This window comes from Isoptericola sp. NPDC057391 (genome assembly GCF_042668085.1).
In the GTDB taxonomy this organism is placed as follows: domain Bacteria; phylum Actinomycetota; class Actinomycetes; order Actinomycetales; family Cellulomonadaceae; genus Isoptericola.
In genome coordinates this window covers 1-16331 of record NZ_JBHVBO010000089.1, presented here as the reverse complement: position 1 = coordinate 16331, position 16331 = coordinate 1, and the positions used below count along the sequence as shown (strand labels likewise).

15 protein-coding genes are annotated in these 16331 nt (G+C 74.8%); 6 read left to right on the top strand and 9 right to left on the bottom strand.

The window, feature by feature from the left end:
* Positions 1 to 59: 59 nt before the first annotated feature.
* The gene (locus ACFUVW_RS12385) at positions 60 to 686 is read right to left on the bottom strand and encodes a TetR/AcrR family transcriptional regulator (protein WP_430571628.1); all 627 of its coding nucleotides are present in this window, start codon (positions 684 to 686) and stop codon (positions 60 to 62) included.
* A gap of 104 nt (positions 687 to 790) precedes the next feature.
* Between ACFUVW_RS12385 and ACFUVW_RS12380 the strand changes: the two genes are divergently transcribed.
* On the top strand, positions 791 to 1672 hold the full coding sequence (locus ACFUVW_RS12380) for an alpha/beta fold hydrolase (RefSeq protein ID WP_430571627.1): 882 nt from the start codon (positions 791 to 793) through the stop codon (positions 1670 to 1672).
* 19 nt (positions 1673 to 1691) lie between these two features.
* Here the strand turns inward: ACFUVW_RS12380 and fdhA are convergent, their stop codons facing one another.
* A complete protein-coding gene (fdhA, locus tag ACFUVW_RS12375) occupies positions 1692 to 2915 on the bottom strand; it encodes a formaldehyde dehydrogenase, glutathione-independent (protein WP_430571626.1) in 1224 nt (407 codons plus the stop codon).
* Between the two features lie 144 nt (positions 2916 to 3059).
* Between fdhA and fdhD the strand changes: the two genes are divergently transcribed.
* Complete coding sequence (gene fdhD / locus ACFUVW_RS12370; protein WP_430571625.1) at positions 3060 to 3941, top strand: formate dehydrogenase accessory sulfurtransferase FdhD; 882 nt, start codon at positions 3060 to 3062, stop codon at positions 3939 to 3941.
* On the top strand, positions 3938 to 6265 hold the full coding sequence (locus ACFUVW_RS12365) for an FdhF/YdeP family oxidoreductase (RefSeq protein WP_430571624.1): 2328 nt from the start codon (positions 3938 to 3940) through the stop codon (positions 6263 to 6265). The genes fdhD and ACFUVW_RS12365 overlap by 4 nt, the downstream gene beginning before the upstream one ends.
* Positions 6266 to 6297: 32 nt before the next feature.
* Here ACFUVW_RS12365 and ACFUVW_RS12360 read toward each other — a convergent pair whose 3' ends face one another.
* Positions 6298 to 6756, bottom strand: coding sequence for a MarR family winged helix-turn-helix transcriptional regulator (locus ACFUVW_RS12360; protein ID WP_430571623.1), 459 nt, complete (start codon positions 6754 to 6756; stop codon positions 6298 to 6300).
* A 123-nt stretch (positions 6757 to 6879) separates the two neighbouring features.
* Here ACFUVW_RS12360 and ACFUVW_RS12355 point away from each other — a divergent pair, with 123 nt between their 5' ends.
* The 3 genes from ACFUVW_RS12355 to ACFUVW_RS12345 are packed head-to-tail and all read left to right on the top strand — an operon-like array spanning position 6880 to position 10312.
* On the top strand, positions 6880 to 8460 hold the full coding sequence (locus ACFUVW_RS12355) for an MFS transporter (RefSeq protein ID WP_430571622.1): 1581 nt from the start codon (positions 6880 to 6882) through the stop codon (positions 8458 to 8460).
* Between the two features lie 57 nt (positions 8461 to 8517).
* Positions 8518 to 9021, top strand: a complete 504-nt coding sequence (locus ACFUVW_RS12350) for a MarR family winged helix-turn-helix transcriptional regulator (protein WP_430571621.1) — start codon at positions 8518 to 8520, stop codon at positions 9019 to 9021.
* 34 nt (positions 9022 to 9055) lie between these two features.
* A complete protein-coding gene (locus ACFUVW_RS12345) occupies positions 9056 to 10312 on the top strand; it encodes a CynX/NimT family MFS transporter (RefSeq protein ID WP_430571620.1) in 1257 nt (418 codons plus the stop codon).
* Here ACFUVW_RS12345 and ACFUVW_RS12340 read toward each other — a convergent pair whose 3' ends face one another.
* Genes ACFUVW_RS12340 through ACFUVW_RS12315 form a run of 6 tightly spaced genes read right to left on the bottom strand, consistent with a single transcriptional unit; the run spans position 10313 to position 16197 of the window.
* Positions 10313 to 11110 (bottom strand): serine hydrolase, encoded by a 798-nt coding sequence (locus tag ACFUVW_RS12340; protein ID WP_430571619.1) that lies wholly within the window; start codon positions 11108 to 11110, stop codon positions 10313 to 10315.
* Positions 11110 to 11931, bottom strand: a complete 822-nt coding sequence (locus ACFUVW_RS12335; RefSeq protein WP_430571618.1) for a type 1 glutamine amidotransferase — start codon at positions 11929 to 11931, stop codon at positions 11110 to 11112. Before ACFUVW_RS12335 ends, ACFUVW_RS12340 begins: the two co-directional genes overlap by 1 nt.
* Positions 11932 to 11933: 2 nt before the next feature.
* Positions 11934 to 13226 carry an ABC transporter ATP-binding protein gene (locus ACFUVW_RS12330; protein WP_430571617.1) on the bottom strand — a complete coding sequence of 431 codons (1293 nt, stop codon included), beginning with the start codon at positions 13224 to 13226 and terminating at the stop codon, positions 11934 to 11936.
* The gene (locus tag ACFUVW_RS12325) at positions 13219 to 14262 is read right to left on the bottom strand and encodes an ABC transporter ATP-binding protein (protein ID WP_430571616.1); all 1044 of its coding nucleotides are present in this window, start codon (positions 14260 to 14262) and stop codon (positions 13219 to 13221) included. The genes ACFUVW_RS12330 and ACFUVW_RS12325 overlap by 8 nt, the downstream gene beginning before the upstream one ends.
* Positions 14263 to 14267: 5 nt before the next feature.
* On the bottom strand, positions 14268 to 15200 hold the full coding sequence (locus ACFUVW_RS12320; RefSeq protein ID WP_430571615.1) for an ABC transporter permease: 933 nt from the start codon (positions 15198 to 15200) through the stop codon (positions 14268 to 14270).
* On the bottom strand, positions 15193 to 16197 hold the full coding sequence (locus ACFUVW_RS12315) for an ABC transporter permease (protein WP_430571614.1): 1005 nt from the start codon (positions 16195 to 16197) through the stop codon (positions 15193 to 15195). Before ACFUVW_RS12315 ends, ACFUVW_RS12320 begins: the two co-directional genes overlap by 8 nt.
* Positions 16198 to 16331: the final 134 nt, after the last annotated feature.

The window sequence follows — 16331 nt, the reverse complement described above, 5'->3', positions numbered from 1 at the left end:
CGTTGCTTAATGTTTCCTCATTCGGCTCGAATGAGGAACCTTTCAGCACGCTCGATGCGTCAGGCAGGGTCGACGAGGTGGTCGAGCAGCCGGTCGACGACGGCGAGCGCCGTCTCGTCGTCCACGTGCCCGGCGAGGATCCCCTGGGTCAGCCCCGCGGCCGACGCGAGCACCAGCTCGGCGTCCAGGCGGGCGGTGTCGTCCGTGCCCTGTTGCTTCCCCGTGCCGGCCTCGCCACCCCGCGCCCGCACCAGCTGGGCCGCGACGACGTCGACGAGCGCCCGCGGGGCGCCGCGCAGCTCCGCCGGCTCGATCGCCTCGTTCGTCAGGGCGGCGGCGTGGAACGCGGCGAGGACGACGGCGTCGGCGCGGCGGGCGTCGTCGAGCGGCAGCAGGGCGGCGAGCACGGCGCGCAGGACGGCGCGGGGCGAGGGCGGCCCGGCACCCTCGCCGGGGGGCGGCCCGCCGCCGAACCGCGCGGCCGACCCCTCGATCACCGCGCGGTGGGTCGCGACGAGCAGCCCGTGTTTGTGGCCGAAGTAGTACTGCACGAGCCGCACGGAGACCCCCGCCTCGGCGGCGACGGCCTGGAACGTGGCCGCCTCGAGCCCGTCGCGCGCGACGACGCGGCGGCAGGCGTCGGTGATCTGGCGGCGGCGTTCGTCGTGGTCCACCCGTCGCGGCACGGGCCCTCCCCTCGTCGGTGGTTCGTGGACTGCCGGTGGTGATGATACGTCCGTACCACGTTGATGGTACGGTCATATCATCAACCGCGCACCAGGAGGTCCCGATGCCGTCGACAGGCCGATTCACCAGCGAGTCCGCGCGCGCCGCGTACGAGGCGGCGTACCGCGACCTCGAGGCACGCTGGCCGCTGCCGTCCGACGACCTGCGGGTCGAGACGGCCTACGGCCCCACGGTCGTGCGCCGCTCCGGCACCGGGACCCGCACGCCCCTCGTGCTGCTGCACGGGCTGAACGGCACCGGCCTGAGCTGGCACGGCGTCGTGGCAGGCCTGGCCGCCGACCGCGTCGTCTATGCGCCCGACGTCGTCGGCACCGCCGGACGCAGCGAGCAGACCGCCCCGCTGGCCTCGGCCGACGACTACGCCGCCTGGGGCGCCCAGCTGCTCGAGGGCCTCGGCCTGGAGCGCGCGCACGTGCTCGGCTACTCCGAGGGCGCGTGGTTCGCCGCGCTGCTGGTGTCCGGCGCGAGCGGCCGTGCCACCAGCCGGGTGGGCGCGCTCGTCCTCGGCGAGGGCATCACCGCGCTGGTGCAGCCCGACCGGAAGGTGATCTCGAGGATGGTCCGGGCCGCGGCCCTCCCCACGGCGCGCAACCTCGAGCGCCTCGACGCGTGGCTGACCCCCGGCGTGACGCTCACCGACGAGGACCGCGCGCTCGCCCGCACGGCCATGCGCTACCGCCGTCGGACGCCGTGGCCCAGCCCGCTGCCCGACGACCGCCTCCGCGCGATCACCGCCCCCACCCTGGCGTTCTTCGGCGCGGACACGAGGCTCGGCGACCCCGTCGCCGCGGGCCGCCGCGTCACCCAGCAGGTGCGCGACGCCCGCGTCGAGGTGGTCCCGGGCGGCGGCCACGGCGTCCTGTGGCAGCTCCCCGACCGGGTGCTCCCGCTGGTCGACGGCTTCCTCCGGGAGCACGACGCCTGACGCAGCCGCCGTCGCTGGGTCACTTGCCGTCGAGGTAGCCGTTCGCGTCGATGACGTACTTGGTCGCGGCGCCGGCGTCGAACTCGGCGTAGCCCTGCGGGGCCTGGTCGAGGGTGATCGCCTTCGCGTTGACGTTCTTCGCGATGTGCACGCGGTCGTGCAGGATCGCCTGCATCAGGCCGCGGTGGTACTTCATCACCGGGCACTGGCCGGTGGTGAACGCCAGCGACTTGGCCCACCCCGTGCCCAGGCTGAGCGACAGCGACCCCTTCTTGGCCGCCTCGTCGATGCCGCCCGGGTCGCCGGTGACGTAGAGCCCCGGGATGCCGAGCGCGCCGCCCGCGGCCGTCACGTCCATCAGCGAGTTGAGCACCGTCGCCGGCGCCTCGTGACCCGAGTCCGACCCGTGCCCCTTCGCCTCGAAGCCCACGGCGTCGATGCCGCAGTCCACCTCGGGCACCCCCAGGAGCTGCTCGATCTGCTCGACCGGCCCGCCCTTCGTCAGGTCGACCGTCTCGCAGCCGAACGAGCGCGCCTGCGCCAGACGGTCGGCGTTCATGTCGCCGACGATGACGACGGCGGCGCCCAGCAGCAGCGCCCCCGTCGCGGCGGCGAGCCCCACCGGCCCGGCCCCCGCGACGTACACGGTGGAGCCGACCCCCACGCCCGCGGTCACCGCCCCGTGGAAGCCGGTCGGGAAGATGTCGGACAGCATCGTGAGGTCCATGATCTTCTCGAGCGCCTGGTCCTTGTCCGGGAACCTCAGGACGTTCCAGTCGGCGTACGGCACCAGCACGTAGTTGGCCTGCCCGCCGACCCAGCCGCCCATGTCGACGTACCCGTAAGCGCTGCCCGGCCGGTCCGGGTTCACGTTGAGGCAGATGCCGGTCTTGCGCTCCTTGCAGTTCTTGCAGCGTCCGCACGCGATGTTGAACGGCACGGACACGAGGTCGCCCACCTGGACGAACTCGACGTCCCGGCCCACCTCGACGACCTCGCCGGTGATCTCGTGGCCCAGCACGAGGTCCTTCGGCGCGGTCGTGCGGCCGCGGACCATGTGCTGGTCCGACCCGCAGATGTTCGTCGCGACGGTCCTCAGGATCACGCCGTGCGGCACCTGCCGGCCGATGTTCGCCGGGTTCACCCCGGGTCCGTCCTTGAGCTCGAACGTCGGGTAGTCGATGTCGATGACGTCGACCTCGCCCGGCCCCTTGTACGCGACCGCGCGGTTCGTGTCTGCCATGGTGCTCCTCCTTGAACACGTCCGGCCCGGTCTGAGCCGGTCCCCCGACCGTAGGCGCGGCGCGCGCCCCCGGCAGGTCGAGCGCGGGCGGTCGCCGACCTGCTGCCGTTGTGCCCGGCGCGGGGGTCTGCTAGGCCTGCGGGTATGACCCGCGTCACCGTCCGACGCCGCGTCAGGCGCGTCACCATCGGCGGCCGCACCGCGCGCCGCGAGGACCTGCTCGCCGGCGAGGAGCCGCTGGAGGTCCGCGTCGGAGGGCGCTCCTACGCGGTGACCATGCGGACACCGGGGCACGACGTCGAGCTCGCGACCGGCTTCCTCGTCTCCGAGGGCGTCGTGACCGATGGCGCCGAGGTCGCGGGCGCCCGGTACTGCGCCGGCTCCCCTCGGGTGCCGGGCGCGCACACCGGCGAGAACACGTACAACGTGCTCGACGTCGCGCTCGCCGCGGGCGTGCGCCCGCCGGACCCGGCGCTCGCCCGGGAGTTCTTCACCTCCAGCGCGTGCGGGCTGTGCGGCAAGGCGTCGATCGACGCGGTGTTCACCCGCAGCGCGTTCGACGTCGCCGGCGACCCGGTCCGGGTCGACGCCGCGCTCCTGGCCGCCCTCCCCGGGCGGCTGCGCGCCGGCCAGGACGTCTTCGCCCGCACCGGCGGCCTGCACGCGGCGGGCCTCTTCGACGCCACGACCGGCGAGGCGCTCGTGGTGCGGGAGGACGTCGGCCGGCACAACGCCGTCGACAAGGTGGTCGGCTGGGCCGCGGCGGCGGGGATGCTGCCGCTGCGCGGCACGGTGCTCGTCGTGTCCGGGCGGGCCAGCTTCGAGCTCACGCAGAAGGCGGTCATGGCGGGCGTCCCGGTGCTCGCCGCGGTGTCCGCGCCGTCGTCGCTCGCCGCGGAGCTCGCCGACTCCGCGGGGCTCACGCTCGTCGGCTTCGTGCGCGACCCGACCCTCGTCGTCTACGCCGGCGACCACCGCGTCGTCGAGCACGAGGCCCGCAGCGACCGGAGAGGGGACGCCGCATGACCACGCAGCAGCCGCAGGAGGCCGCGCCCGGCGAGCCGACCGACGCGCGGCCCGAGGAGGTCCGCCCGCCGAAGGACTGGGCGGCCGGCGTGCCCGGCATCGTGCACGCGCTGGTCCCGGCGCTGCGCGACATGGGGCCGTCGCGCACCGCACGGCTGCTGCTGTCGATGAACCACCGCGACGGCTTCGACTGCATGAGCTGCGCCTGGCCGGACCCCGACCGGCGCAAGCCCGCCGAGTTCTGCGAGAACGGCGCGAAGGCGGTGACGTGGGAGGCGACGCCGCTCGTCGTCGAGCCGTCGTTCTGGGCCGAGCACCCCGTCTCGGACCTGCTCACCCGCACCGAGCACTGGCTGGGGCAGCAGGGGCGGCTGGTCGAGCCGGTGCACAAGGCCGCCGGATCCGACCACTACGTCCCCGTGTCCTGGGACGAGGCGTTCGCGATCGTCGCCGACCGGCTGAACGCCCTCGAGGACCCCGACCAGGCGTCGTTCTACACGAGCGGGCGCACGTCCAACGAGGCCGCGTTCGTCTACCAGCTGTTCGTGCGCGCCTTCGGCACGAACAACCTGCCCGACTGCTCCAACATGTGCCACGAGTCCACGGGCGCCGCGCTGGGCGAGACGATCGGCGTCGGGAAGGCGACGATCACCTACGACGACTTCGCCCTGGCCGACCTCATCGTGATCATGGGCCAGAACCCGGGCACCAACCACCCGCGCATGCTCACCGCGCTGGAGGAGGCCAAGGAGAACGGGGCGAGCATCGTCGCCGTGAACCCGCTGCCCGAGGCGGGCCTGAAGCGGTACAAGAACCCGCAGACGGTGCGCGGCCTGGCGGGCCGCGGGACGGGGCTCGCCGACCAGTTCCTGCAGATCCGGCTCGGCGGCGACATGGCGCTGCTGCAGGCGGTGTCGAAGCGGGTGCTCGACGCCGAGGCGGCCGCCCCCGGCACGGTGCTGGACCACGAGTTCCTCGCCGCGCACACGTCGGGGCTCGAGGCGCTCACCGAGCACCTGGCCGACCTCGACGAGGACGCCGTGCTCGCCGCCACCGGCCTCACGAGCGCCGAGATCGACGAGCTCGCCGATCGCTACGTGCGCGCCGAGCGCGTCATCGTCACGTGGGCGATGGGCCTGACGCAGCACACCAAGGCCGTCCCCACGCTGAAGGAGATCGTCAACCTGCTGCTCCTGCGCGGGAACATCGGCCGGCCCGGCGCGGGGGCCTCCCCGATCCGTGGTCACTCCAACGTGCAGGGCGACCGCACCATGGGCATCTGGGAGCAGATGCCGGACAGCTTCCTCGACGCGCTCGACGCCGAGTTCGGCCTCTCCGTGCCCCGCGCGCACGGCCTCGACGCCGTGGGCACGGTGGAGGCGATGGCGGCCGGGCGCGTGAAGGCCCTGGTCGCGCTCGGCGGGAACCTCGTCGGGGCGATCTCGGACACGGGAGCCGCGGAGGCGGCGGTCCGCAACGCCGACCTCACGGTGCAGATCTCGACGAAGCTCAACCGGTCGCACGCGGTCGTCGGCCGGGAGGCGCTCATCCTGCCCACGCTGGGGCGCACCGACATCGACCGGCAGGCGTCGGGCGAGCAGATGGTCTCCGTCGAGGACACGGTGTGCGCGGTGCACGCGTCGCACGGCAAGGTCGAGCCGGTCGCGCCGGGGCTCCTGTCCGAGGTCTCGATCGTCACGCGGCTGGCGCGCGCCGTGCTCGGCGACCGGCCGGGCGGGCAGGGCTCGACGGACCGCCCCGTGGACTGGGCGGCGATGGAGCGCGACTACGACGTGATCCGCGACCACATCGCCCGCGTCGTGCCGGGCTGCGAGGACTACAACGCCAAGCTCCGGCGGCCGAACGGCTTCCGCCTGCCGCACGGCCCGCGCGACTCGCGCACCTTCCCCACCGACGACGGGCGCGCCCATCTCACCGTCAACGAGCTCGCGCCCGTCGAGTGCCCGCCCGGCCGCCTGCTGCTGCAGACCATCCGCTCGCACGACCAGTTCAACACCACGATCTACCGCCACGACGACCGCTACCGCGGCATCAAGGGCGGCCGCGCCGTCGTCCTGGTCAACCCCGACGACCTCGCCGAGCTCGGGATCGCGGACGGCACCACGGTCGACGTGCACGGCGAGTACCACGACGGCGTCGACCGGGTGCTGCGCGGGCAGCGCGTCGTCGCCTACCCCACCGCGCGCGGCTGCGCCGCGGCCTACTTCCCCGAGGCGAACGTCCTCGTGCCGCTGGGCGCCACCGCCGAGACCAGCCGGACCCCCGTGTCCAAGGCCGTCGTCGTGCGGCTCGAGCCCGCCTGACGCCGAGGTAGTACCGCCCCCGCCGAGGTAGTTCAGGAGTCCTGCGCGCGGGGCTCGACGAGGGCCTCCGCGAGCGCGCCGAGCGCCGGCAGCGCGCCGAGCGCGGCGTCGCGCACGTCGTCCGGGACGGCGCCCAGGCGGCGGGCCCAGAACTCCTTGATGCGGGCGAGGTGCTCGTCGGCCAGCGGGGTCGCGACCAGCCGGACGGTCCGCCGGTCGCCGTCGGCGTGCTCGCGCACCACGAGCCCGCGCGCCTCGAGGGTGCGCAGCGCGGTGCTGACGTTGCTGCGGGCGAGCCCGGTCGCGACGGCGATGCGCGACGGCGTCGGGCGCGGCGTGCGATGGATCTCGCGGATCACGGCCACCTCCGTCCCGGTCAGCGGCACGATGTCGCGCAGCTCCGGGGAGCGGACGTCCAGGTGGCGGGCCAGCTCGACGACGACGTCGGCGAGGTCGGCGAGGCCGGGCGTGACGATCGTCTCGTCGGGCATGGCCCGATCCTAGGCCGCGGCGGTAGTTATAGTTTCATAATCATCGTCGCCCGGGTGCTACCCGGTCGTTCCTCTGCCCGCGCCGTCCGCCGTCGACGGCCGCCCCCTCCCCAAGGAGCCCCCGTGAGCAGCGCCCCCGCCCTCGCCCCCGACGCCACCGCGTCCCCGGCCGCGCGCCGACCGCTGCGCGGACGCCCCGCGCTGACCCTCGTCGGCGTCGCCTTCGGGCTGTTCCTCGTGGGCCTGGACGCCACGGTGGTGTCGATCGTCAACCCCGCGATCGCCGCCGACGTGGGCACCACGTTCGTCCAGCTGCAGTGGGTCACGCACAGCTACCTGCTCGGCCTGGCCGTCACGCTGATCCTGGCCGGCAAGCTCGGCGACCGGTACGGCCACCGCACCCTCTACCTGGCCGGGCTCGTGCTGTTCACGCTGGCCTCGGTCGCCATCGGCCTGTCGACCACGGCCGCGGGGCTCATCGCGTTCCGGGTCGTGCAGGGCGTCGCCGCGGGCATCCTCATGCCGCAGACCCTCGCGATGCTGCGCGCCACCTTCCCGCGCGAGAAGTTCGGCATGGCCGTGGGGATCTGGGGCGGCGTCTCGTCGATCGCGATCGCCGTCGGCCCCACGCTGGCGGGCGCGCTCGAGGCGTCGTCCGGCTGGCAGTCGGTGTTCTTCGTCAACGTCCCGGTCGCGGTCGTCGGCCTCGTCTACGGGCTGTGCCTGCTCCCCCGCACCAGCTTCCCCGTGACCGGCCGGTTCGACCTGCGCGGCGTCGTCGTGCTCGCGCTCGGCCTGGTGGCCACCGTGTTCGCCATCGTGCAGTCCGAGACGTGGGGCTGGGGCGACGCGCGCACGCTCGGGCTGCTCGCGCTCGGCGTCCTCGTCATCGTCGGGTTCGTCGCCCTGGAGGGGCGCACCGAGGCGCGCACCGGCGACGCACTGCTGCCGCTGTCGCTCTTCCGCGGGACGACGGTCGGCACCGGCGGGCTGATGATCGCCGCCAACTTCTTCGTGCTGATGGGCTCGACGTTCATCCTGCCGATGTTCTTCATCAACCTGCGGGGCGCCACCGCCCTCGACGCCGGCCTCATGCTGCTCCCGATGTCCGCCGTCTCGATCGTGTCCGCCCCGGTGGGCGCGCTGCTGGTCGCGCGGATCGGCACCCGCGCCACCGGCACCCTGAGCCTCGGCCTCACCGCCGCCGGCCTGCTGGTGCTGCTGACCTCCTCGGCCACGTCGCCGTACGGCGTCATGGCGGCCGCGTTCGTCGTGCTCGCGATGGGCACCGGGATGACCATCACCGCAGGCGCCGAGGCGATCGTCGGCTCCGCCCCGGTGCACCTGGCGGGCGTCGCCGGCGGCTTCCAGTCCACCTGCATCCAGATCGGCGGCGCCCTGGGCACCGCCGTGATGTCCGCCGTCGTCGCCGCGAACGTCCACGCCGGCACCGCCGGGCTCGGCCTCGGCGACGGCGACCTCCAGGGCCTCGCGCAGGGCTCCGTGCCCGCCGGCCTGGACGACGTCGCCGCGCGCGCCGCCGAGGGCGCCTATGTCTCGGGCGTGCACGCCGCGTTCCTGGTCGCCGCCGCGGTGGCCGTCGTCGTCGCCGTCGTCGCGTGGGTCACGCTGCGCTCCTCGCGCCGCGCGACCGCCGCGCAGGTGCTCACCGAGACCGTCGAGGGCGAGGCCGGCCACGCCTGAGGCAGATCACACGCGTCAAGATTCTTGACGTCGAGAGACCGGGAGTAGTCTCGGCGCATGGATGTGGAGGCACGGTCCGACGAGGTCGACCGGATCGTCGAGGCGTGGCGCCGGGAGCGCCCGGACCTGGACGTCGAGCCGCTGACGGTGTTCTCGCGCGTCAGCCGCCTCGCGCGGCACCTGGACCGCGCGCGGCGCGGGGCGTTCGCCCGGCACGACCTGGAGACGTGGGAGTTCGACGTGCTGTCCGCGCTGCGGCGCGCCGGCGAGCCGTACCGCCTGTCCCCCGGCGTCCTCGTCGCGCAGACGCTGGTCACCAGCGGCACCATGACCAACCGCATCGACCGGCTCGAGGAGCGCGGGCTGGTGGAGCGCCACCGCGCACCGTCGGACCGGCGCGGCGTGCTCGTGCAGCTCACGGCCGCCGGCCGGCAGCGGGTCGACGCGGCGATGAGCGACCTGCTCGACGTCGAGGCCCGCGTGCTCGACGCGCTGCCCTCCGCCGTGCGCCCGCAGCTCGCCGCGCTGCTGCGCACCGTCGTCGCGCAGTTCGACGAGTGACGCCCGACCCCGCCCTCCCGGAGATGCCCGCCGCGTGACGTCCTACCCCTCCCCCTCCGCCCGCGACGACGGCGCCCGCGCCGGCCTGCTGCTGGCGGCGCTGCTGCTCGTCGCGCTCAACCTGCGCGCCCCCATCACGTCCCTGCCGCCCGTGGTCGACGACGTCGCCGCGTCGCTGGGCCTCACCCCCGCGGGGGCGGGCCTGCTCACCTCGGTCCCGGTGCTCTGCTTCGCGCTGTGCACGCCGTTGGCGTCGGTGCTGGTGGCGCGGGCGGGCCCGGAGCTGGCGCTCGGCGCCTCGATGGCGGGGATCCTCGCCGGGACGCTGCTGCGCTCGGCCGGCTCCGTCCCGGCGGCGCTGGCCGGCAGCGCGGTGCTCGGCGTCGCGATCACGATCGGCAACGTCGCGGTGCCGGTGGTCATCACCCGCGACTTCCGTCGCCGGGCCGCCGCCGTGACGGGCGCGTACAGCGCGACGATGAACCTCGGGTCCACGTTCACCACCATGCTCACCGTGCCGCTCGCGACGGCGTTCGGCTGGCAGTGGGCGCTCGCGGGGTGGGGCGTGCTCGCCGTGGTCGCGATCGCGGCCTGGGTGCCCGCGGGGCGGCGGCTCGCCGCCCGGGGCCGGGCCGCGGCGCCGCGCGGGGAGGGCGGCGCCCGCGGTCGGCCACCGTCGGCCCGCGCCGAGCTCGACGCCCTCGACCCGCACGCCCGGTCCGCCGTGCGGCGGCTCGTGGTGCTGCTGTCGGTGGCGTTCGCCGGTCAGGCCTTCGGCTACTACGCGGTGACCGCGTGGCTGCCCGAGATCCTGCACGACCGGCTCGGCATGACCGCCGCGGGTGCGGGCAGCGCCGCCGCGCCCTTCCAGCTCTGCGCGGTGCTGGGCTCGTTCCTCGTGCCGGCGGCGTTCTCGCGCGGCCTGTCGGCGCGGACCGTCGCTGTCGCGATGGCGGCGATGTGGCTGTCGCTGCCGCTCGGGCTGCTCCTGGCGCCCGGGCTCTGGTGGCTGTGGGTGGGCCTGGCCGGCGCCGCCCAGGGCGGCAACTTCACGGTCATCTTCACGCTCGTGGCGCAGCGCAGCCCGGGCGTCGCGGTGGCGCGGCGGTCGTCGGCGGTGGTGCAGACGGCGGGGTACGGGTGCGCGGTGCTCGCCCCGACCGTGATGGGCGCCGTGCACGAGGCGACGCACGGCTGGACGGCGCCGCTGGCCCTCGTCGCGGGCGTGCTCGCCACGATGGCAGCGGCGATGTGGGTGGCGTCGGCGAGGCCCGGAGCCGCGCCGTCCTGATCAGCCCACCCTGGCCAGGGTGACCGCGAGGGAGCCGAGCGCCCGCAGCGCCTCCTCCGCGTGCGCCTCGTCGTAGCCGCGGGTGCACACCGCGACGACCAGCGCCTCCGGCCCGGGCGTGCCGACGAACGCGACGTCGTGCCGGATGCCGTCCACCCAGCCGGACTTGGAGCCGTACGGCACGCCCTCGGGCACCGCGGCGGTGAGCTGCCGGTCGGTCTGGCGCGCGAGCAGGTCGATCATCCAGAGCGTGCGCTCCGGCCCGGCGAGCTTGCCGGTGACGAGCTCGGACATCAGCCCCGCCAGGTCGGCCGCGGTGGTGCGGTGCGAGTCCCCCCGCGCCTCGGCGGCGAGGTCGCTGTACTTGCGCCCGACGACGCTCCCGGAGGCGCCGACGTCGGCCAGGGCCTGGTTGCACGCGTCGAGGCCGACGAGGTCGATCACCATGTTGGTGGCCTCGTTGGACGAGACGACGATCATCCGCTCGACCACCAGGCCCAGGGGCATGAACGTGCCCGCCGGGGGCATCCCCGGGTCGAGGTCGTCGGGCTCGATGCGGTAGTCGGGCTCGCCCGGCACCTGCGAGGTGAACGTGTCGGCGCTGGCCACCTCCTCGTCGAGCGCGAGCTCGCCGGCGTCCAGCGCGCGGGCCGCCGCCACCAGCACGGCCAGCTTGACGGTCGACGCCGCGTAGAACGGCGCGTCCGCGTCGCGCTCGGCGAGCACCTCGCCGCCCGCCCGCCGCACCTGGTACGCGACGACCGGGACGCCGTCGGAGTGCGTGCCCGTGCTCACCATCAGCGCACCCCCGAGACGTTGTGGGTGGGCTCGTGGCCCTCCTCCTCGGCGGGTCGAGGGCGTGTCGCGGACCCACAACGGTCGTGGACGACGGCGGCGAACGCTGCGGCGAGCGCGCGGGCCTGCCTCTCGTTCTCGGGGGCGCGCTCCAGGGCGGCGGCGAGCAGCTCGTCGCGGTCGAAGCCCAGCTCGGCCAGCTCGTCCGCGTCCCAGGTGCCGATGCGCTCCGGCGCCGCCTCGGGGTGGAACTGCAGCCCCCACGCGACGTCGCCCACGCGGAACGCCTGGACGCCGCACGCGTCGCTCGTCGCGAGGTGCACGGCCCGCGGCGGCAGCCCGGTGATCGAGTCGACGTGGCTCTCGACCATGCGGACCTCGCCGCCCTCGGCGAGCTCCCCGAGCGGACCGAGCAGCGCGTCGTCGGCCGCGTCGTCGAGCAGGCGCACGGGGCACAGGCCCTTCTCCGTCTCGCCCGAGCGGCCCGTCACCGTGCCGCCCGTGACGTGCGCGAGCACCTGCCCGCCCAGGCAGATGCCCAGCACCGGGACGCCGGCCTCCAGCGCCTCGGCGACGAGCGCCCGCTCGTGCGGCAGCCAGGGGGCCCTCTCGTCCTCGTCGGGCAGCAGGCCGCCGCCCAGCAGCACGAGCCCGTCCACGCCGCCCGTGCCTGCGCCCGGGAGCGACGGGACCTGCGCCACGAGGTCCGCGCCCTGCACGACGACGGCGGCCGCGCCGTCCGCCTCCAGCCAGTCGGGCAGGCGGCCCGGGCCGCTGTGCGGGGAGTTCTGGACGAGCACGACGGTCGGTCGGCGGTCGGTCACGGTCAGCGCTCCCTGCTCTCGAGGACGGGGCTGTCGGAGACGGCCTCGGGCACGGAGACGCTGCCGCCGCCGGGCTCGTGGTCGTCGGGGTCGGGCTCGGGCTCGGTGCTCGTCGCCGGACGCCCGCCGAGAGCCGCCGCCTCCCGGGCGAAGTGGCACGCCGCGGCGTGCGGCACGGTCGTCGCGGCCCCGCGGGCGGCGACGTCGCCCGCGTCGCTGCGGCGGCGGAGCGGCACCAGCACCGGGTCCTCCGTGCGGCACCGCGTGGGCACGGCGTCCGGCCCGTCGCCCGCGGCCCCCTCCTGTGCGGCGAGCCGTGTGGCGAGCCAGCAGCGGGTGTGGAAGCGGCAGCCGGACGGCGGGTCGGCGGGGGACGGCGGGTCGCCCTCGAGCATGAGCTCGTCGTCGCGCTGGGCGGCGGGGTCGGGCACGGGCACGGCGGACAGCAGCGCCCGGGTGTACGGGTGGTGCGGGTCGTCGTACACCGCGGGCCGGTCGCCCTCCTCGACGACGCGGCCCAGGTACATGACCGCGACCTCGTCCGCGATGTGCTGCACCACCGCGAGGTCGTGCGCGATGAACAGGTACGCCAGCCCCAGCTCGTCCTGCAGGTCCTCCAGCAGGTTGATGACCTGACCCTGCACGGACACGTCGAGGGCGGAGACGGGCTCGTCGCACACCAGCACGCGCGGCCTGACCGCGAGCGCCCGGGCGATCCCGACGCGCTGCCGCTGGCCGCCGGAGAACTGGTGCGGGTAGCGGTGGGCGTGGTCGGGGTCGAGGCCGACCAGCTCGAGCAGCTCGGCCACGGCGCGGCGCCGGCCCCCGGCGGGGACGGCGTCGCGGTGGATGCGGAACGGCTCGGCGACGATCTCCCCCACCGACATGCGCGGGTTGAGCGACGTGTACGGGTCCTGGAACACCATCTGGACGTTGCGGCGCAGCTCGCGGCGGGCGGCGCGCGACATCGTCGAGACGTCCTCGCCGTCGACGAGCACCTGCCCGCGCGTGGGCTTCTCGATCCCGACCAGCACGCGCGCGAGCGTGGACTTGCCCGACCCGGACTCCCCCACGAGGCCGAGCGTGCGCCCGCGGCGCAGCGCGAGCGAGACGCCGTCCACGGCCTGCACCTGGCCCACCGTGCGCTTGAGGACGACTCCCCGGCGCACCGGGTAGGACTTGGCCAGGTCGCGCACCTCGAGGACGACGTCGCCGGACGTCGTCGGCGCGGCGGCGCCGGTGCGGGCGTCGGCACCGGTGCGGGCATCGGCGTCGGTGCGGGCGTTCTCAGGCACGGGCGCCTCCCAGGAGCTCGGCGGCGAAGTGGCAGGCCGACGACCGGCCCGGTGCGACGCCGTCGAGCGGCGGCTCGTCGGTGCGGCACAGGTCGCGGGCCATGTCGCAGCGCGGGTGGAACGAGCAGCCCGACGGGACGCGGCCGGGAGCCGGCGGACGGCCCGGCACGACGGGGAGCCGGCCTCCGGCGCGCTCGTCGACGACGTCGAGCCGCGGCACCGAGCGCAGCAGGGCCCGCGTGTAGGGGTGCGCGGGCGCGGCGTACAGGTCGCGCACGGGCGCGTGCTCCACGGCCCGGCCCGCATACATCACGGTGACGTCGTCGGCGACGCCCGCGACGACCCCGAGGTCGTGGGTGATCAGCACGAGCCCCATCTGCCGCTCGGCCTGGATCTCCGCCAGCAGCCGCAGCACCTGCGCCTGCACGGTGACGTCGAGCGCCGTCGTCGGCTCGTCCGCGATGAGCACGTCCGGGTCGAGGGCCAGCGCGGACGCGATCATCACGCGCTGCCGCATCCCGCCGGAGAACTGGTGCGGGTACTCGTCCACCCGCTGCGCCGCGTTCGGCACCTTGACCAGGTCCAGCAGCTCGACGGCGCGCCGCCGCGCCTCGCGCCGTGACGTCCCGGTCCGCGCCCGCAGGGACTCGGTGAGCTGGTAGCCCACGGTGTGCACCGGGTTGAGAGCGGCCAGCGCGTCCTGGAAGACCATGGCGACGTGCGTGCCACAGTGCGCGCGGTGCTGGGACGCGGAGAGCGCCAGCAGGTCGGTGCCGCGGTAGCGCGCGCTGCCCCGCACGACGCGCGCCGTCGGGGGCAGCAGCCCCATCACGGCCAGGGAGCTCACCGACTTGCCGCAGCCGGACTCGCCCACCAGCGCCAGCGTGCGGCCGGCCTCGACGCGGTAGCCGAGCCCGTCGACGGCGCGCACCGTGCCGTCGTCGGAGCGGAACTCGACCGCCAGGTCCTCCACCTCGAGGAGGACGTCGCCGGTGGACCGCTCGGCGTCGGACGGGGTGACGAGGGTGTCGGTCATGGCGGTCACCGGAGCCTCGGGTCGAGGGCGTCGCGCAGGGCGTCGCCGAGGACGACGAGCGCCAGCACCGTGAGGATCAGGCACCCGAGCGGAAAGAGGAGCAGGTAGGGGTAGCCGCCGGTCACCCACTCCGCGCCGGTCGTGATCATGATCCCCCAGCTGATCGCGGGTGGTCGGACGCCGATGCCGAGGAACGCGAGCACGGCCTCCGCGCTGATGACGCCGGCGATCGCGGTGGGGACCAGCGCCGTCACGGGGCCGATCGCGTTGGGCAGCACGTGCCGCACCATGATCCGCAGGTCGGAGGCACCGAGCGCGCGGGCCGCGGTGACGTAGTCGAGGTTCTTCGCCTCCAGGGTGGCCGCGCGCACGTACCTGGCGTAGCCCATCCAGCCGAACAGGGTGAGCACCAGGGCGGGTAGCAGGATGACGTCGAACGCGCCGCTCCCCACGCTCACCTGGCGGAACAGGGACAGCAGGAGCAGCGCCGCCAGCAGCAGCGGCACGACGAGGAACACCTCGATGGTGCGGGACACCACCGTGTCCACCCAGCCGAGGTAGTAGCCGGCCAGCAGGCCGAGCACCACGCCGATCACGACCGACGCGCCGACGACGACGAACGCCAGCAGCAGGGAGGGGCGCGCCCCGTGCACGAGCTGCGCGAGCATGTCGCAGCCGTGCACGTCGGTGCCCAGCGGGTGCGGCTCGCCGAACCCCTGCGGGCGCGTCTTCGAGTCGCCGATGACGCAGCGCTGCGGGTCCGTGCTGGTGAACAGCAGGGGGAACGCCGCCATGACGGTGAAGAACACGACGACGACCGCCGACACGAGCACGTCCGGCCGCCGGCGCAGCCGGCGCCAGGCGTCCCCGCCGAGGGAGACCGACGCGTCGACGGCCGGCGCGTCCGGGGTGGTGGTGGCGGCGGTCGGCTCAGGCATAGCGGATCCTCGGGTCCAGGGCGGCGTAGGCGATGTCGACCACGAGCATCACGACCACCGTGACGGCGGCCAGGATCGTCACGATGCCGAGGACGAGCGCAACGTCGGCGCCGCGGACGGCCTCCCAGAGCACCCCGCCCATGCCGTAGATGTTCATCATGCCCTCGGTGACGACGGCGCCCGCGAGCGCCTCGGTGAACGTCAAGCCCACGGCGGTCACGACGGGCACCGCGGAGTTGCGCACCACGTGGTGGGCCACCACGTGGCGCTCGGTCAGGCCCCGCGAGCGAGCGGTGCGGACGTGGTCGCCGGTGTACGACTCGAGCTGGCTGGCACGCACGAGCCGGATGAACGCCGCCGATCCCGCCAGGCCCAGCAGGATCCCGGGCACGAGCAGCGTCGCCCACGGATGGTCGTCGTCGAACGAGGGCCTGAACCACAGGGCCGGCAGGCTCTCGGAGCCGAACGTCCGCGTGGCCCACGCGTTCAGCGGCACCGCGAACACGTAGCGGTACACCAGGAGCAGGACGAAGATCGGGAACGCGTCGATCAGCACCGACGTGAGGCGGATGCCGTGGTCGGCCGACCGGCCGCGCCAGCGCGCCGCCACCGTGCCGAGCCCCATGCCGAGCAGGAACCACACGATCGTCACGACGAGGAACAGCTTCAGCGTGTTCGGCGCCGCGGTCGCGACGATGTCGGTGACCTCACGTCCGCGCAGGTTGGTGCCGAAGTCGCCCTGCGCGTACGCGCCGAGCCGCTCCACGAAGGGGCCGAGGCACGGGTTCCCCGCCTGGTCGTAGCAGGGGTCGTCGAGGCCGAAGCGCTTCTCGACGGCGGCGAGCTGGGCGTCGGTGGGCACCCGCTCGCCGAAGAACGCGAGCGCGGGGTTGCCGTTGAGCTGGATCGCGAACGTCGTGAGCAGGTGCAGCACGAACATCACGAGCAGCAGGGTGGCCACTCCCAGCAGGGAGCGGCGGAGGATGTAGCGGCCCATTCACAGTCTTTCTGGTGGTGAGCCGGTCGGGGGCGCCGCGGCCCGGGGCCCGCCCACCCCCCCCCCCGCCCGCGCGGCCGGGGGCCCCCCCACACAATCCCCTCCAATCAAAACCCCGACGCCCCAACGGCGCC

Coding starts and splice junctions, on each gene's coding strand:
- ACFUVW_RS12360 (WP_430571623.1), bottom strand. CDS start 6,756: ATGCCCGACGAGACGATCGTCACGCCCGGCCTCGCCGACCTCGCCGAC.
- ACFUVW_RS12380 (WP_430571627.1), top strand. CDS start 791: ATGCCGTCGACAGGCCGATTCACCAGCGAGTCCGCGCGCGCCGCGTAC.
- ACFUVW_RS12315 (WP_430571614.1), bottom strand. CDS start 16,197: ATGGGCCGCTACATCCTCCGCCGCTCCCTGCTGGGAGTGGCCACCCTG.
- ACFUVW_RS12325 (WP_430571616.1), bottom strand. CDS start 14,262: ATGACCGACACCCTCGTCACCCCGTCCGACGCCGAGCGGTCCACCGGC.
- ACFUVW_RS12365 (WP_430571624.1), top strand. CDS start 3,938: ATGACCACGCAGCAGCCGCAGGAGGCCGCGCCCGGCGAGCCGACCGAC.
- ACFUVW_RS12320 (WP_430571615.1), bottom strand. CDS start 15,200: ATGCCTGAGCCGACCGCCGCCACCACCACCCCGGACGCGCCGGCCGTC.
- fdhD (WP_430571625.1), top strand. CDS start 3,060: ATGACCCGCGTCACCGTCCGACGCCGCGTCAGGCGCGTCACCATCGGC.
- ACFUVW_RS12350 (WP_430571621.1), top strand. CDS start 8,518: ATGGATGTGGAGGCACGGTCCGACGAGGTCGACCGGATCGTCGAGGCG.
- fdhA (WP_430571626.1), bottom strand. CDS start 2,915: ATGGCAGACACGAACCGCGCGGTCGCGTACAAGGGGCCGGGCGAGGTC.
- ACFUVW_RS12340 (WP_430571619.1), bottom strand. CDS start 11,110: ATGGTGAGCACGGGCACGCACTCCGACGGCGTCCCGGTCGTCGCGTAC.